Origin of the sequence: Cupriavidus sp. CuC1, assembly GCF_044627735.1 — a bacterium.
GTDB classification, from domain to species: Bacteria; Pseudomonadota; Gammaproteobacteria; order Burkholderiales; family Burkholderiaceae; genus Cupriavidus; species Cupriavidus ulmosensis.
In genome coordinates, this window is sequence record NZ_JBIUHC010000006.1 from 109,820 (window position 1) to 125,002 (window position 15,183).

Consider the following 15,183-nt stretch of genomic DNA (forward strand, 5'->3'; position numbering starts at 1 on the left):
GTAAGGCGGACGAGGACTAGCAAAAAAAGCCGGACACGAGACGTGTCCGGCAACCCATTTGCTGACTCAGATCGTGTCACTAACCCGAGATCTCAAATGATAACGATTATCATTTAAATACTAAAGGATGAATCGCATATCCAGAATCGCGTATCCAACTGCCGGAACTCTCAGGCCACCACCGCCATGCGCCGCGCCTGGCCCGCGCGATGGCGCCCGAACCGGAGCATGGTGGCGCCAGCAATCACCGCCGGAATCCCTACCATCAGGAACAGCGCCGGCATGGTAAGGCCCATCGACAACATGGTGCCGCCCCCGACCGAGCCAACCACCGAGCCCATCCGCCCCACGCCATTGGCCCAGCTCACGCCGGTGGCGCGGCAATCGGTGGGGTAGTAAGCCGCCGACAAGGCATTGGCGCCCACTTGCGAGCCTGAGATGCAGAAACCTGCGGCGAATACCGCCACACCCGCCAGCCAGGGCGCCGTGGTCAGGCTGCCGATGGCCGTGATGAACACACCTGCCAGCGCGTAGCTTGCGGCCAGCACATAGTGCGGGTTGGCCCGGTCCATCAGCCAGCCCAGCACGATGGCGCCGATGGTGCCGCCGACCTGGAACATCATGGTCACCAGCGCCGCCGTCTTGAGGGAGATCCCGGTCGCCCGCAGCAACGTGGGCAGCCAGCTGGACAGCAGGTAGATCACCAGCAGGCTCATGAAGAAGGTGAGCCACAGCAGCAAAGTGCCTCGCACCAGCTCGGGCTTGAACAGGTGCGCAACCGGCGAGCCGGGCGCGCGCTTGTCCGCCACCACGATGCTGCCAGGTGCGACACGCTCGCGCGGCGCGATCCGCTCCAGGATGGCCGCCACCTTTTCCGGGTGCTTGCCGCTGAGCACCAGGTAGCGGACCGACTCAGGCAGTTTCCACACCAGGAACGGCAGCAGCAGCAACGGCAGCACGCCACCCAACAGCAGCACGGAGCGCCAGCCGTGCTCCTCGATCAGGTTCGCCGAGGCCAGGCCGCCGAGTGCCGAGCCAATCGTGAAGCCGCAGAACATGGTCGTGACCAGGAAGGAGCGGCGCTTGGCCGGGCAGTATTCCGAGGTCAGCGTGATGGTGTTCGGCATGGCGCCGCCCAGCCCCAGCCCGGTCAGGAAGCGCAGCGCCACCAGCCCCCACAGCGAGCCGGAGAACGCAGAGACCAGGCTCGCGATGCCAAAGAACAGCACGCAGAAGAGCAGCACGCTCTTGCGGCCGAAGCGGTCGGCCAGCGGGCCGAACAGGAATGCGCCGGCCATCAGGCCAGTCAGCCCGGCGCCAAACAGCGGCGCCAGGTGCGCCGGCGTGAGCTGCCATTCGGCGCGGATCGCGGGTGCGATAAAGCCGATCGCGGCGGTATCGAATCCGTCGATGGCGACAATCAAGAAGCAGAGCGCGACGATCGCGACCTGGAAGGCCGATAGCGGCTGGCGATCGATGAACTCGGTGATGCCGATGGATGGTTGAGTGGGCACAGCTGTCTCCTGCATTGTGTTTCGAAGCGGCCGATTTGCGATCGGCTCGCCCTTTTTTGTGGCCGTTCTCTGGGGCAGCACTGCCCCTATCGCGCCCCTTCCAGGCAGTCTTGCGCGCGCCAGCCGTGCAGCCATTGCAGCGCGTCGTAGAACTGGTCCTGCGTGCGACCCACCCACAGCGAATTGCGCACCAGCCGCTCCACGCCCTTGGCGTGATACAGCCGGCCCATCTCGCGGGCGGAGTACAGGACGCGCGCGGTGCGCGGGATGCGCGCCTTCTCGTACAGGGCAAAGGCCGCCACGAAATCGCCGTCGGTCTCGGCCACGGCCGCGCCCAGCGTCACGGCATCCTCCAGCGCCTGGCAGGCGCCCTGCGCGAGGTACTGCGTCATCGGGTGGGCGGCATCGCCCAGGATGGTGGCGCGGCCAAAGCTCCATTGCTCCACCGGGTCGCGGTCCGCGGTGGCCCAGCGCCGCCACGAGGTCGGCCGGTCCAGCATCTGGTGCGGGCGGGCGTGGATGCCCTCGAAGTACGACAGCACTTCTTCCTTGCTGCCATCGCGCACGCCCCAGACCTCTTTCTCGCGGCTATGGAAGGTCACCACCAGGTTGTACTGCTCGCCGCCGCGCAGCGGGTAGTGCACCAGGTGGCAGTTGGGGCCGGCCCACACCACCGGCGCGTTGATCTGCAGGTCGGCCGGCATGTCGGCCACATCCACCACGGCGCGGTACACCACGTGGCCTGTTACGCGCGGTTCGTCGCCGAGCAAGGCCTGGCGCACGGCGGATTTCACGCCATCGCAGCCGATCACGGCATCGCCCTGGTGGCGTTCGCCGCGCTGGTCGATCACGATGACGCCGCGCTCATCCTGCTCCAGCGCGCACACCGTGGTGGCGGTGCGGAACTGGATCAGCGGGTGGTCCTGCACGGCTTCCAGGATGGACAGGTGGATGTCAGCGCGATGGATCACCGCGTAGGGATTGCCGAAGCGCTGGCGATAGCGCTCGCCGACATCCACCTTGGCGACTTCGGTAGCGTCGATCGCATCCATCATCACCAGGTAGTCGGTGAAAACAGAGCGCTTGCGCGCGGCTTCGCCCACGCCCAGCGCATCCAGCGCGGCAAAGGCGTTGGCGCCAAGCTGGATGCCGGCGCCGATTTCGCCGATCTTCTCCGCCTGCTCCAGCAATTCAACGCGGATGCCCTGCCGGGCGAGCGCCAGTGCGGCGGCCAGGCCGCCGATGCCGCCGCCGACCACGATCACCTTGCGGTCCGTGCTGCGCGTGTTGTTCATGTTCGTCTCCTTGGGTGCGAGCCCGGCGGCCAATCCGGCCCGGTGCGCCCCGTTGCGTTGGTTAGCGCGCCGTGTAGTCCGGCTGCCGCTGAGGTTCTGCCTGCTGGAAGGCCGGGTGCTCGCTGGCATGGCAGTACACTGCCATGGCGCGCTCGAAGCGCTCGGTGTCGCAGCCCATGCGCTGCGCATTGGCGATCTGCGGCACCAGGCAGCAGTCGGCCAGCGTGGGCTGGTCGCCGAAGCACCACGGGCCGCGCCCGTGCTGCGCGAGCAGCCGCTCTACCGCGCCCAGCCCGTCGTCCACCCAATGCCGGTACCAGGCGTCCTTTTGCTCCGGCGTCACGCCCAGCGTGTCCTGCAGGTAGCGCAGGATGCGCATGTTGTTGACCGGATGGATGTCGCAGGCAATCACATTGGCCAGCTCCAGCACGCGCGCGCGCAGCTCCGCCGCTTGCGGGATCAACCGCGGTTCCGGATGGCGGGCGTCGAGGTAGTCGATGATCGCCATCGACTGGCCCAGGTGAAAGCCGCCATCCACCAGCGCCGGCACCACCGCCGAGGGATTGATGCCCGCCACATAGTCCGGGGCGCGATGCTCGCCCGCGCGGATATTGACCGGCTGGTAGTCGTGCGGCAGGCCCTTGAGCGCCAGCGCGATGCGCACCCGGTATGAGGTGGAGCTGTTGAAGAAGCTATAGATCTGCACGGTGAAGCCCTCTTTTTCGAAATCCCGAAATCTCGACGTCGTCAGGCCACGCGCACCGACAGCTCGCCCAGCCGCTCCACGCCGGCGACCATGAGGTCACCGGACTTGACGGCGCCAACGCCTTCGGGCGTGCCGGTGTAGATCAGGTCGCCCGCCTCCAGGCGGAAGTACCTGGACAGGTCCGCCACGGTCTCTGCCACCGACCAGATCAGGTGCGTCACGTCGCTGCGCTGCTTGTCGGCGCCGTTGACGGTCAGCCAGATCGCGGCCTGCTCGAAATGGCCCACGTCGGCGGCCGGATGGATCGGGCCGATCGGCGCCGAGGCGTCGAAGGCCTTGCCGATTTCCCACGGGCGGCCCATCTCGCGCATCTTCATCTGCAGGTCGCGGCGGGTCATGTCCAGGCCCACCGCATAGCCCCAGACGTGTTCCAGCGCCTGTTCCAGGGGAATATCCGCGCCGCCCTTGCCGATGGCGACGACCAGCTCGGATTCATAGTGGTAGTTGCTGGTCTGGGCCGGGTACGGCAGCGTCAGGGTCTCGCCGTAGGCGACCGGGATCACGGCATCGGCCGGCTTGCAGAAGAAGAACGGCGGCTCGCGGTCCGGATCGAAGCCCATCTCGCGGGCATGCGCGGCGTAGTTGCGGCCCACGCAGTAGACGCGGCGCACGGGAAACTGGTCGCTGGTGCCAACGACCGGCACGGCCACGGTAGCGGGAGGGGTAATGACAAAAGACATGGAAGACCTCAAGCAAGGAAATGGGAAAAGACAAAAAAGGACTGCACCGGATCAGGTGCGCTCCTCGCGCAGCAGGTTGAGCGCGGACAGCACCGGGCGATCGGAATAGCTGAACAGCACTGTGTCCTCGACCGAAGCCAGTTGCACCGGCTGCCAGGACGGCACCACGAAGGTGTCGCGCGGCTCGAACTGGAACTGCGCCTCGCCGATGCGCACGGTGCCGCGCCCTTCCACCACGGAATAGACGGTGGCGTCGGTGCTGCGATACGTTTTGCCCTGAAAACCGGCAGGGAGGTATTGCATGAACGTGGCCATGGTCGGCATCGGCCAGCCGCCGGTAGCCGGGTTCACATAGCGCAGCTTCACGCCATCCCACGCATCGAGTTCGCCATTGCGGTAGAGCTGGTCGAGCGCCTCGCGGCTGCGGGCATAGGGGTAGCTGAAGATCGGCGAGGTGGGATCGGTCACGCGGTGGCGCACCGGCAGCATGTTGTGGCCGAAGCGGGCAAAGCTATCGCCTTCAGGACGCAGCACCGGCTGCGAGGCTTCCGGGTAGTTCTCCGCGAAGCCCGCATCCAGGTGCTGCAGCAGCGGGATGTCCAGCCCGTCGAGCCAGACCACCGGCTCGCCGCCATCCGCCACGCACGGGTTGCCGTGGTCATGCCAGGTCCACGATGGCGTGATGATGAAATCGCCCGGATGCATGGTGGTGCGCTCGCCGTTGACGGCGGTCCAGGCGCCACTGCCTTCCACGATAAAGCGCAGCGCGGACTGGGTATGGCGATGGCTGGGAGCGATCTCGCCAGGCAGGATCAACTGCAGGCCGGCATAGAGCGTGGAGGTGATGCTGGACTTCCCGGGCAGGCCGGGATTCTCCAGCACCAGCACGCGGCGCACGGCTTCTTCGGCGCTGATGACCTCGCCCGCCTGCATCACCAGCGGACGGATCTCGGCGTACTTCCAGATCGCCGGCTGCGCTTGCGGGCGGGGCTCGCGCGGGACCAGCGCGTGCAGCGATTCCCACAGGGGCGCCATCTGGTTGCGGCCGATGCGGCCGTAATAAGCGGAACGGTCTGCGCTCTTCTTTGCGTCTGGCATGGTTTTGTCTCCGATTCATCGCCCGGTCGGGGCGCTGAGCAGCCGCTGTGGGCTGCGAGGTGCGATGGAAGATTTATACGCCCGGAGATATACCTTGTAAAATGATGAATTCCTCTTATCCATATAGATATGGATATAGCTCAAAGGGAATACCCTGATGGATTGGACCCAGCGGCTCCGGCTGCGCAACTTGCAGATGCTGCTTAGCCTGGCGCAGACCGGAAACATGAGCCAGACGGCCACGGCGCTCAGCACCACGCAGCCCGCCTTGTCGAAGTGGCTCAAGGAACTCGAAGACGACATCGGGCTGCCGCTGTTCGAGCGCCACGCGCGCGGCCTGCGGCCAACGCCCTATGGCGAATCGATGATTGCCCACGCCAGGCGCATCGAGGCGCACCTGGACACCGCCCGCGACGACATGCAGGCCATGCGCGAAGGCGGCAGCGGGCTGGTGGTGATCGGCACCTCCGGCGCGTCGGCCGCCGATACCGTGCCGCTCGCCGTCACCTCGCTGCTGCAGCGCCTGCCGAAAGCCCATGTCCGGCTGGTGGAAAGCACGATGAACCTGCTGATGGCGCAACTGGCCCGGGGCGAGGTCGACATCGTGGTGGGCCGCTCCGCCCCGGAACTGCAGGACGGGCAGATGCGGGCCGAGGCGCTCTACATGGAGCCGATCCACTTCGTCACGCGCCCGCGGCATCCGCTCTTTGAGCTGGCCGGGCCGGGCTGGAGCGACCTGCAGGCATACCGGTGGATCGTCTGGCCGCGCGGCACGCCCATCCGCAATACGCTGGAGTCGGCGCTGAACGCGGCAGGCGAGAGCATGCCGGCCGATTGCGTGGAGTCGAACTCGGTCATCCTCAACCTGACCTTGCTCAACCACAGCAATATGATCGGCGTGGCCTCGCACCGGACCGCGCGGCGCCTGGAGCATCTTGGCGCCCTGCGCATCCTGCCGCTGCGGCTGGCGGGCTTTGGCTCGGTATCCATGTACTGGCGCGACGACGGCTTTGGCCGTATCGCGGTCAGCGCCGCGCTGGATGCCCTGCGGCGCGCGGCGGTGCGCTCGGTCGATGAAATCCCCGGCGACACGGACGGATGACGCCAGCCCGCGTGCCTTACCTGCAAGCCTCCAGTTGCCAGTCTCCGCCTTGCCACGCCACCAAGTGGGTCAGGCCCAGCGCGTCGAGGAAGCGCCGGTCGTGCGACGCCACCAGGATCGCGCCAGGATAGGCGCTCAAGGCCTGCTCCAGCGCGCGCACCGAATCGAGGTCGAGGTGATTGGTGGGCTCATCGAGCAAGAGCATCTGGGCAGGCTGCGCGGCCCACAAGGCGCAGGCAAGGGCCGCCTTCAGGCGCTCTCCCCCGCTCAGTACGCCGGAAGGCTGTCGCACCAGCTCCGCGCCAAGGCCGAGCAACGACAGATGGCTGCGCAGCACGCCCTCCTGCAAGGGGCTGTCCAACTCGCGCAGCCGCTCCAGTACGGACACGTCCGGCGGCAATAGCGATGCCGCCTGCTGGTCGAGCCAGGCACTGGGGACGCCCGCCGCGCAAGTCCCGGAAACCGGGTACTCGATGCCGGCCAGCAGCTTGAGCAACGTCGTTTTGCCGCAGCCATTCGGCCCGGTCACGGCAACCCGCACCGGCCCCGACAGCGTCAGCTTGAGCGGCTTTGCGCCCGCCGGAAACGGCGGGATCGCGTCTTCCACGTGCACCACGCGCTTGCCCGCGGCGACTACCGCTGCCGGCAGCATCAGCGCCACCGGCGGGCCAGGCTCGATGCGCTGCGCGGCTTGCCGTACAGCGTCGTCCAGCGTTGCGCGGGCTTCCTGCTGGCGCCGCTGCTCGCGCCCGGAAAAAGCCTGCGCGCCATCCTTGAGCCGGCTGAGGTAGATGCCGGGCAGGTTGGCCGTCTTGCCCGCGCGGTCATTGCGCGCGGCACGGCGCTGATGGGCATCGTGCTGGCGCCGCAAGTCGCGCAAGGCCGAGCTGCGGCTGGTCCGCGCGTGATCCAGCGCGGCTTGCGCGGCTGCGGCCTCGGCGTCCCGCTGCGCCGCGTACAGCGTGTAGTTGCCGCCGTAGTGGCGCAGGCCATCCGGCGTCAGCGCGACGATGTGATCCATTTCCTCCAGCAACTCGCGGTCGTGGCTGACCACCACCAGGCCGCCGCGCCATTGCCGCAACTGAGCGCGCAGCCATTGCCGGGCGACGAGGTCAAGGTGATTGCTGGGCTCATCGAGTACCAGTGCATCGGCCCCGGAAAGAAAGGCCCCCACCAGCGCCACGCGCGTGAGCTCGCCGCCGCTGAGGCTGCTGGCGAGCCGCTCCGGCGCCAGGTGGCCCAGGCCGGCCGCCTCGCAAGCTTGCCGCAGCTGGTCGCGCAGGTCCCACCGCCCTTCCAGCAGGTCGAAGTCCGCGCCCTGCGCCTCGCCTCGCTCCACCCGGGCGATCGCATTGAAGGCCGGCGTCAGCCCCGCCACATCCGCCAGCGTCGCGCCTGGCGCCGGCCTTGCGTCTTGCGGCACATAGGCCACGGTGGCATTCCTGACAATGCGCCCGGTATCCGGCTTGACCAGTCCTGCCAGCAGCTTTGCCAGCACGCTCTTGCCGGTGCCGTTGCGGCCAACCAGGCCGATGCGCTCGGGCTGGAAGGTGTCGCTCAGGTCGTCCAGCAGCACCCGCCCATCGGGCAGCGCCACGGTAACGTGGCGCAGGGATAGCCAGAACGCCGGCTGCGAACCTGAGTGGGAATCCAAGGGGGTGGCACCAGAAATGCCGCCGGACGGCGGCGCGGAGAAAACCGCGAACGGAATCGATGTGAAGTCAGCCATGCAAGCTCCAGACAAGACAGGTAGCGCGCCTGGAACCCGAGGGCTCGACAGACGCGAACAGTATTGAAGTGGGCTTACAGGATCATTTTGCGTTGACTCGGTAGATACGGGTGATGTGACCGGTCAGGCCCCGGCCGAGTTCCGTTCGGTGCGGCGAGCCTGCTCCGACGGCGGTAAATCCCACTACGTTAACAGCACTTTTTGCAGGGCCACGGTGCTTGCGTACGGCATCCGCGCCGGGGCCAACCCGGCCGACTGGCTCGGCACGATGTCCGCCATTCCGCTCTTGGCGCTGCGGTTCCAGGCCTGGGACGGGCACGATCTGCATTGACGTTGCGGATGGGTCATGGGCGGTCTCTACTTCATAGACAACGCATCACTAAATTTCCGTACATGGAAACTATGTAGTTTTGTGATCGTCATTTTCGATTATTTCCATAAAGAGAAACTATATTGACTTCAGGGAGTGCCACCCTTAAAGTTTCCACATACGGAAACAACAAACCAAATTCTCCCTTGCCGGATACTTGTTTCCATATATGGAAACAATATTTCACGTACCGAAGGAGAGCCAAAGCGTATGTCCCGCCAGTTGCAAGCTTCGCTTCCGTTCGTTCAGCCGCGGATCGCCTCCCTTGACGAACTCGGCGCCCTCGTGCGCAACCGTCGTCTCAAGCAACAGCTTCGCATCGACGATGCGGCGAGTTTTTGTGGTGTATCGGCGAATCTGTTGTCGCGGCTGGAGAATGGCCGCCCCGTCCAGACCGACAAGCTTCTGCTTGTCCTTGCTGGGCTGGGATTGAGCATGATCCTGTGGCCCAAGGCGGCCGTCGCGGAGATCGCGCTTCCCGACGCTCCCCCCGAGAGTGCCTGATGACCACCCATCCGCTCTCTGTCTTCGATGGGGACGAGTTGGTGGGGACGGTCCACTACGACCCTCTCGCCGACAGTTTCTCGTTTGCGTACGACGAAGCCTGGCGGTCCGCCCCGCATCGCTACGCCCTGTCGCCGGCCATCCCGTTCGATACGCCAGCGAATTCCGCCAGCATCAGGCGCTTTATCGAGAACCTCCTTCCCGAAGGGCGGGCGCTGGACATCGCTTCGGCCTATGGGCAAGTCTCAAAGAACAACGTCTACGGCCTGATTCGACAGCTTGGGGGAGAAACCACGGGGGCGCTGAGCTTTCGTGCCGATGCCCCACCGCCGGTGGAAGTGCCTCGGCTACGCGAGATATCCACCGATGAGCTGAACTTGCGCATCCGCGATCGGGAACAGGTTCCTTTTTCTGTCTGGGACGGGCGGGTTCGCTTGTCCATTGCTGGCTACCAGGACAAGCTGGCCGTGTTCATGGATGGGGAGCGGCTATTCCTGGCTGACGGAGCCGGTGTCGCGTCGACGCACATCGTCAAGCCTGAGCCCGCGCAAGCTGCCACTATGTGCATGGTGGCGAATGAGCACTTCTGCATGACACTGGCAGCCCACCTCGGCTTGCCCGTTGCGCCTGTGTCAATGCGCCGTATCCCTAGCCCGATCTTGCTGGTCACGCGCTTCGACCGCGTGAAGGAAAATGGTGCTGTCAGGCGCTTGCATATTGTCGATGCGTGCCAGGCGCTGGATCTCCCCGTGAGCTACAAATACGAGCGGAATTTCGGCGCCACCAAGGACGTTGCCACAATTCGCGACGGCGTCAGCTTTGAGCGCTTGTTTTCATTGCGGGACAAGACGGTCGACCAGGCGATCGCCCAGCGCACGATGCTGCAATGGGCGATTTTCCAGCTCCTGATCGGCAACAGCGATGCGCACGGCAAGAACTTCTCATTCTTTTGCACGCAAGCCGGCCTGCGCCCAACGCCGTTCTACGACCTGGTCTCGGTGGTCCAGTACGACCAGTTCGTGCACGATCTAGCGATGGCCGTCGGCGATGAGTTCGACATGGCGAAGCTAACGCCGTTTGCACTAGCGGATTTCATGTCTCGCATCGGCATCCGCCGGCCCACGGCGGTCCGGATCATGACAAGCCTGGCGCGAGCCGCTGCCACCCATGCCGCCAGACAGGCCGAGGATGCCGTCTATGTCGGGGAAGAACGTGAGATAGTGCGCGCGATCGCTGCGCTGGTCCAGCGCCAGGCGGGCATTCTCGTCGGCATGGCTGCGCAGATCCTGGCGGTTGACGCCGCCCTGCTTTAACCTCGACCAACACCCTGCACGGCCCTCCCCATCACCCAGCCGCCCGCCGGCTCGACAAATGCCGTCCCGCATCCGGCGTGAGCCGGACATAGCCGATCAACGACACCAGCGTCAGCACGCCCGCGAAGAGAAACGCCCAGCGAAAATCGCCGAGCGTAAAGTGCGGCGCGTCACTGGCCTCGCCGCGCAGCGATGCGGCAATCCTCAGCGACAGCGAGCCAAACGCAATGCCAAGGCCGATCGACATCTGCTGGGCAGCATTCCATAGCGTATTGGCGCTGCTCATCTGCTTTTGCGGGATATCGGCGTAGGCCAGCGTGGCAAGCGTGGAGAACTGCATCGAGCGCGTCACGCCGTAGATAAACACCACGAACAGCACGATGGCGAGCGGCGTCTCGGGCGTGAGGAACCCGCACGCGACGATGAACACGCTGGCGAAGGCCACATCGACGATCGCGGTAGCGCGAAAGCCGTAGTGCTGCAGCACGCGCGTGGTCAGCGCCTTCATGCCGAGGTTGCCGAGCGCGCTGGCGAGCAGCAACAGCCCGGAGCGGAACGCGGACAGCCCGAAGCCGACCTGGAACAGCAACGGCATCAGGTACGGCACCGCGCCGATGCCGATGCGGGTGACGGATCCGGTGATCACCGTGACCGAGAACGTCGGCACCCGCAGCGTCGTGAAATCGAGCAGCGGATGCTCGCGCCCCGCGGCGTGGCGCACGGCGAGCACGCCCAGGGCGAGGCCGGCGGCCACAAAGGCGCCCGCCGTCGCCAGGCTGGAGCCTTGCTGGCTTGCCAATTCCGTGCCGTACAGCACGAAGGTGAGCGTGGCGCCGCTGAGCAGGAAGCCAACGATATCGAGCGGCCTGGGCTCGCTCGCGCGCTCATTGCGGATCATCATGAAGGTGGCGATCAGCGCGGCAATGCCGAATGGCACGTTGAGCAGGAAGATCCAGCGCCAGGAGGCGTAGGTGGTGATGAACCCGCCGATCGGCGGCCCGACCACGGGCGCCACGATGGCGGGCCAGGTGATGGTGGAAATGGCCTTGATCAGTTGGCGCTTGTCGGTGTTGCGCACGACGATCAGCCGGCCGACCGGCACCATCATCGCGCCGCCAATGCCCTGCAACACGCGCGCCGCGGTGAACTCGAACAATCCGTTCGATGCGCCGCACAGCACCGAAGCCACCGTGAAGACAACGATCGCGCCGCCGAACACCGTCTTCGATCCGAAGCGATCGGCGATCCAGCCGCTGATCGGGATAAACACCGCCAGCGCCAGCATGTAGGCCGTCATGCCCAGGCTCAGGTCATTCGGCCCGACCCCGAACGACCGCGCCATCTGCGGCAACGCAGTGGCGAGCACGGTGGTATCGAGGTACTCCATGAAGAAGGTGGCTGCGACGAGATAGGGCAGGAATCTCATCGACGATGACTGGGTTTGCGTGTGGTCCATGGAGCGGCAGGTGCGGGGGATGCGTGTCTGCGCGGCGAAGCGGGTGGACCGCTTTTCGCCGCCGGAAAGCCATTTCAAGCCGGGATGGCAATCATACCGGGCATCGGCAATACACGTTTGCGCCGATCGCGGTGTCGGATCAATGCAGGAGCACTACGAAATCGCGGCAGCCGTCATGCCGCGCCTGCGCGCGCCGGGTCCTCAGCCTGGCGCTGCGGCACGCGCACCGGGTCGACATGGGTCATCACATTGAGCACGTCCTGAATCTGCATGGCGCTCAGGCGCGCCTCCACGGCAATACGGTGCCCCGCTTCCACCGTCATCGCCCCATCGATCTCCAGATGCACATCGACCAGGATCGCGTCGCCCATCTTGCGGGTCTTCAGGTCATGCAGGCCCCGCACGCCGGGCGTGGCCAGCATGGCCTGCCGGATCGCCTCGATGCTCTGCGCGTCCACGGCGCGGTCCATCAGGTCATGCAGGGCATCCCAGGAAAACTTCCAGCCCATCCTGGTCACCATCAGGCCGACCACCAGCGCGGCCACCGGGTCGAGCATGTGGTAGCCAAGCAGGTTGCCGCCGATGCCCACGGCGACCACCAGCGATGATGCCGCATCCGAGCGCGCGTGCCATGCGTTGGCAACCAGCATGCTGGAGCGCACCCGCTCGGCCACGGCGAGCATGTAGCGGAACAACGATTCCTTTGCCACCAGCGCGCCCAAGGCCACCCAGAGCGCGACACCCTTGACCGGCTGGATCAGCTCGGGATGCTCCAGCTTTTGCACGGCCGACCACAACATGCCGACGCCGACCGCGAGCAGCAGCAGGCCGATCGCCAGCGAGGCGGCGGTCTCGAAGCGCTGGTGGCCGTATTGGTGGTCGGCGTCCGCGCCCTTGCGGCTATGGTGGCTGGCAAACAGCACCACAAAGTCCGAGACCAGATCGGAGAGCGAATGAATCGCATCCGCGATCAACGCCTGCGAGCCAGCCACCACGCCCGCCAGCATCTGCATGCAGGTCAGCAGGATATTCACGGCCACGCTCACCCAGGTGCTGCGCCACGCTGCCTGGGCCCTGGCAGGCGTTTCTACCTCGGCCTCGTCAACGACCTCATCAGCTTGCATCGATTGATGACTCCCGTTGTCCGGTTACCGCGTTGCCGCGCAAAGCGCGGCCGCGTCCCAGCCATTCTAGCCACTCGAACAGCGCCATCCCGGCCAGCATGGCCAGCACAAAGACCGCGCCTTGCCATGCGCCCGCGCCCAGCAGCACCAGCGCGGGCCCCGGGCAGATCCCCGCCAGTCCCCAGCCCACGCCGAACAACAGGCTACCACCGAGCAGGCGCCGGTCAATCCGGCGCGATGCCGGCAGCAGCATGGGCACGCCCAGCAGCGAGACGGCACGCCGCCGGGCGAAGGCGAACGCCACCACGCCCACCGCGATCGCGCCGCCCATCACCAGCGCCAGCGAGGGATCCCAGCGCCCCGCAAGGTCAAGGAATCCAAGCACCTTGCCCGGATTGGCCATGCCGGCCAGGATCAGCCCGAGGCCGAACACGAGGCCACAGGCCAGCGAGATCAACAAGGAAGAAAGCCGGTTCATGTCGCTCCTTATGCGCCCAGCAGGTGCCGTGCGACGAAGACCGTCGCAAAACCGGCCGCCATGAAGGCCGCGGTGGCCGCCAGCGAGCGCGGCGACAGCCGCGACAGCCCGCAGACGCCGTGCCCGCTGGTGCAGCCGGCGCCGTAGCGGGTACCCAGCCCCACCAGCAGGCCGGCCACGACCAGCAGGCCGGCGCCGGCATCGACCCGGCTCTCCGGCAGCGTGCCGAACAGGCGCCACAGCAGCGGCGCCGCCAGCAGGCCAAGCACAAAGGCAATACGCCAGCCAGTTTCTGCGCGCCTGGGCTGCAGCAAGCCTCCGACGATGCCGCTGATGCCCGCGATGCGCCCGTTGAACAGCACGAGCGCGGCGGCGGCCAGGCCAATCAGCAGGCCACCGCCCAGCGCGGACCAGGGCGTGAAATGGGTCCAGTCAATGGTCATTGCCAGTGGCTCCTTCATCCATGGGGCAATACAAGGCGTAGAGTGTTTTGAGCACGGCCAGCACCCGTGCATCGGCAACCGCATAAAAGATCCGCTTGCCGTCGCGCCGGGTGTCGACCAGCCCTTGCGCACGCAGCACGCCGAGTTGTTGCGACAAGGTGGGTTGGTGGATGCCGAGCAGCGCTTCGAGCTCGCCCACCGACAACTCGCCCTGGCTGAGCTGGCAAAGCAGCAGCAGCCGGTCTTCATTGGCGAGAGCGCGCAACATGGCGGTGGCGTCGCCAGCGGCGGCGCGCATCGTGTCCAGGCTCAGGGAAGGAGAAGCCGCTTGCATGGGTTCACCGAAGGCAGGGACGGAAGCCCGGCCTGCTAATCAATATACTGGCAAATATTATATTAAAAAGTATATTGATGCCAGCCGAGGCAGCCCTTCAATGCGACATCAACACCGGAATGTCGGCGTGGCGCATCAGGGTGCGGGTGGTGCCGCCGGTGACCAGCTCAAGCAGCCGGGCGTGCCCATAGCCACCCGCCACCAGCAGATCGGCTTGCAAGTGCCGCACCGCCTCCAGCAGCAGCTGGCCCACCTGGTGGCTGCCTTGCACGGCGTGCATGACGCTGGTGACGCCCTGGCGCGCCAGGTGATCGCGCAGGCCGGCGTGCGCGCCTGGCACATCCGGCATGCCGTGGGTAGCTGAGTGGTCATGCGTGCTTGACGCCGACACCACGGTGACACGCTTGGCCAGGCGCAGCAGGGGCATCGCATCCGCCACGGCCCGGGCGGCTTCCCGCCCACCGTCCCATGCGATGGCGACATGCTCGCAGGGCAGATGCCGTACGCCCGGTGGTACCAGCAGCACCGGCCGGCCGGTGTTGAGCAACACATATTCCGGGGTCTGTGCCACCAGCACGGGGATGGATTCCGGCCCGGGCAAGCGGGCCAGGACAACCAGGTCCGCCACGCGCCCTTGCTGGACCAGCGCCCAGCCCACGTCGTCCTCGATGACCCGGTGGGTGAAGCCCACGCCGGGCGCCGCTTCGCACATGGCCCGATGGAATGCGGCACTGGCTTCGGCGCCCTGCGCCAGCAACTGGCGCCGGGCCAGCTCCGCGTAGTATCCCGCCTCGTCGCCCGCGCCCCGGAACGGCTCCAGCCGCATGCCGGTGGCCGTCACACCGATCACATGGCCGGCCGAGCGTTGCGCCAGTTCCGCAGCAAGGTTGACGCGATCCGCACAGCTGGGGTCGGCACCGAGTTCGACCAGCACGGTCTTGAAATCCATGATGTTTTCCCTCCGATCAGGAGACCCC

At 66.2% G+C, this 15,183-nt stretch carries 16 protein-coding genes; 4 read left to right on the forward strand and 12 right to left on the reverse strand.

Annotation, left to right across the window (positions count from 1 at the left end):
* Nucleotides 1-170: 170 nt before the first annotated feature.
* From ACGLHR_RS04300 to gtdA, 5 genes are all read right to left on the reverse strand, one after another.
* Entirely contained in the window at nt 171-1,514 is a 1,344-nt protein-coding gene (locus ACGLHR_RS04300; RefSeq protein ID WP_400092153.1) for an MFS transporter, read from the reverse strand.
* Nucleotides 1,515-1,600: 86 nt separating this feature from the next.
* Complete coding sequence (locus ACGLHR_RS04305) at nt 1,601-2,809, reverse strand: 3-hydroxybenzoate 6-monooxygenase (RefSeq protein WP_400092154.1); 1,209 nt, start codon at nt 2,807-2,809, stop codon at nt 1,601-1,603.
* Nucleotides 2,810-2,870: 61 nt separating this feature from the next.
* Complete coding sequence (gene maiA / locus ACGLHR_RS04310) at nt 2,871-3,515, reverse strand: maleylacetoacetate isomerase (RefSeq protein WP_400092155.1); 645 nt, start codon at nt 3,513-3,515, stop codon at nt 2,871-2,873.
* Nucleotides 3,516-3,556: 41 nt separating this feature from the next.
* On the reverse strand, nt 3,557-4,255 hold the full coding sequence (locus ACGLHR_RS04315; protein WP_400092157.1) for a fumarylacetoacetate hydrolase family protein: 699 nt from the start codon (nt 4,253-4,255) through the stop codon (nt 3,557-3,559).
* A gap of 51 nt (nt 4,256-4,306) precedes the next feature.
* Nucleotides 4,307-5,353: a gentisate 1,2-dioxygenase gene (gene gtdA / locus ACGLHR_RS04320; RefSeq protein ID WP_400092160.1), complete on the reverse strand. Its 1,047-nt coding sequence runs from the start codon at nt 5,351-5,353 to the stop codon at nt 4,307-4,309.
* A 157-nt stretch (nt 5,354-5,510) separates the two neighbouring features.
* Between gtdA and ACGLHR_RS04325 the strand changes: the two genes are divergently transcribed.
* Nucleotides 5,511-6,455 carry a LysR substrate-binding domain-containing protein gene (locus tag ACGLHR_RS04325; protein ID WP_400092161.1) on the forward strand — a complete coding sequence of 315 codons (945 nt, stop codon included), beginning with the start codon at nt 5,511-5,513 and terminating at the stop codon, nt 6,453-6,455.
* Between the two features lie 16 nt (nt 6,456-6,471).
* Here ACGLHR_RS04325 and ACGLHR_RS04330 read toward each other — a convergent pair whose 3' ends face one another.
* Nucleotides 6,472-8,184: an ABC-F family ATP-binding cassette domain-containing protein gene (locus tag ACGLHR_RS04330; RefSeq protein WP_400092163.1), complete on the reverse strand. Its 1,713-nt coding sequence runs from the start codon at nt 8,182-8,184 to the stop codon at nt 6,472-6,474.
* A 115-nt stretch (nt 8,185-8,299) separates the two neighbouring features.
* Here ACGLHR_RS04330 and ACGLHR_RS04335 point away from each other — a divergent pair, with 115 nt between their 5' ends.
* From ACGLHR_RS04335 to ACGLHR_RS04345, 3 genes are all read left to right on the forward strand, one after another.
* The gene (locus tag ACGLHR_RS04335; protein WP_400092164.1) at nt 8,300-8,515 is read left to right on the forward strand and encodes a hypothetical protein; all 216 of its coding nucleotides are present in this window, start codon (nt 8,300-8,302) and stop codon (nt 8,513-8,515) included.
* Nucleotides 8,516-8,764: 249 nt separating this feature from the next.
* On the forward strand, nt 8,765-9,058 hold the full coding sequence (locus ACGLHR_RS04340; RefSeq protein WP_400092165.1) for a helix-turn-helix domain-containing protein: 294 nt from the start codon (nt 8,765-8,767) through the stop codon (nt 9,056-9,058).
* A complete protein-coding gene (locus ACGLHR_RS04345; RefSeq protein ID WP_400092166.1) occupies nt 9,058-10,371 on the forward strand; it encodes a HipA domain-containing protein in 1,314 nt (437 codons plus the stop codon). Before ACGLHR_RS04340 ends, ACGLHR_RS04345 begins: the two co-directional genes overlap by 1 nt.
* 31 nt (nt 10,372-10,402) lie before the next feature.
* Here ACGLHR_RS04345 and ACGLHR_RS04350 read toward each other — a convergent pair whose 3' ends face one another.
* The 6 genes from ACGLHR_RS04350 to ACGLHR_RS04375 form a co-directional block, all read right to left on the reverse strand.
* Nucleotides 10,403-11,797: a DHA2 family efflux MFS transporter permease subunit gene (locus tag ACGLHR_RS04350; RefSeq protein WP_400092201.1), complete on the reverse strand. Its 1,395-nt coding sequence runs from the start codon at nt 11,795-11,797 to the stop codon at nt 10,403-10,405.
* A 203-nt stretch (nt 11,798-12,000) separates the two neighbouring features.
* A complete protein-coding gene (locus tag ACGLHR_RS04355) occupies nt 12,001-12,951 on the reverse strand; it encodes a cation diffusion facilitator family transporter (RefSeq protein ID WP_400092167.1) in 951 nt (316 codons plus the stop codon).
* Nucleotides 12,941-13,429: a DUF6691 family protein gene (locus ACGLHR_RS04360; protein WP_400092168.1), complete on the reverse strand. Its 489-nt coding sequence runs from the start codon at nt 13,427-13,429 to the stop codon at nt 12,941-12,943. Before ACGLHR_RS04360 ends, ACGLHR_RS04355 begins: the two co-directional genes overlap by 11 nt.
* An 8-nt stretch (nt 13,430-13,437) precedes the next feature.
* The gene (locus ACGLHR_RS04365) at nt 13,438-13,872 is read right to left on the reverse strand and encodes a YeeE/YedE family protein (RefSeq protein WP_400092170.1); all 435 of its coding nucleotides are present in this window, start codon (nt 13,870-13,872) and stop codon (nt 13,438-13,440) included.
* Nucleotides 13,862-14,206, reverse strand: coding sequence for a metalloregulator ArsR/SmtB family transcription factor (locus ACGLHR_RS04370; protein WP_400092171.1), 345 nt, complete (start codon nt 14,204-14,206; stop codon nt 13,862-13,864). Before ACGLHR_RS04370 ends, ACGLHR_RS04365 begins: the two co-directional genes overlap by 11 nt.
* A gap of 97 nt (nt 14,207-14,303) precedes the next feature.
* Nucleotides 14,304-15,155 carry a universal stress protein gene (locus tag ACGLHR_RS04375; RefSeq protein ID WP_318237630.1) on the reverse strand — a complete coding sequence of 284 codons (852 nt, stop codon included), beginning with the start codon at nt 15,153-15,155 and terminating at the stop codon, nt 14,304-14,306.
* Nucleotides 15,156-15,183 lie beyond the last annotated feature (28 nt).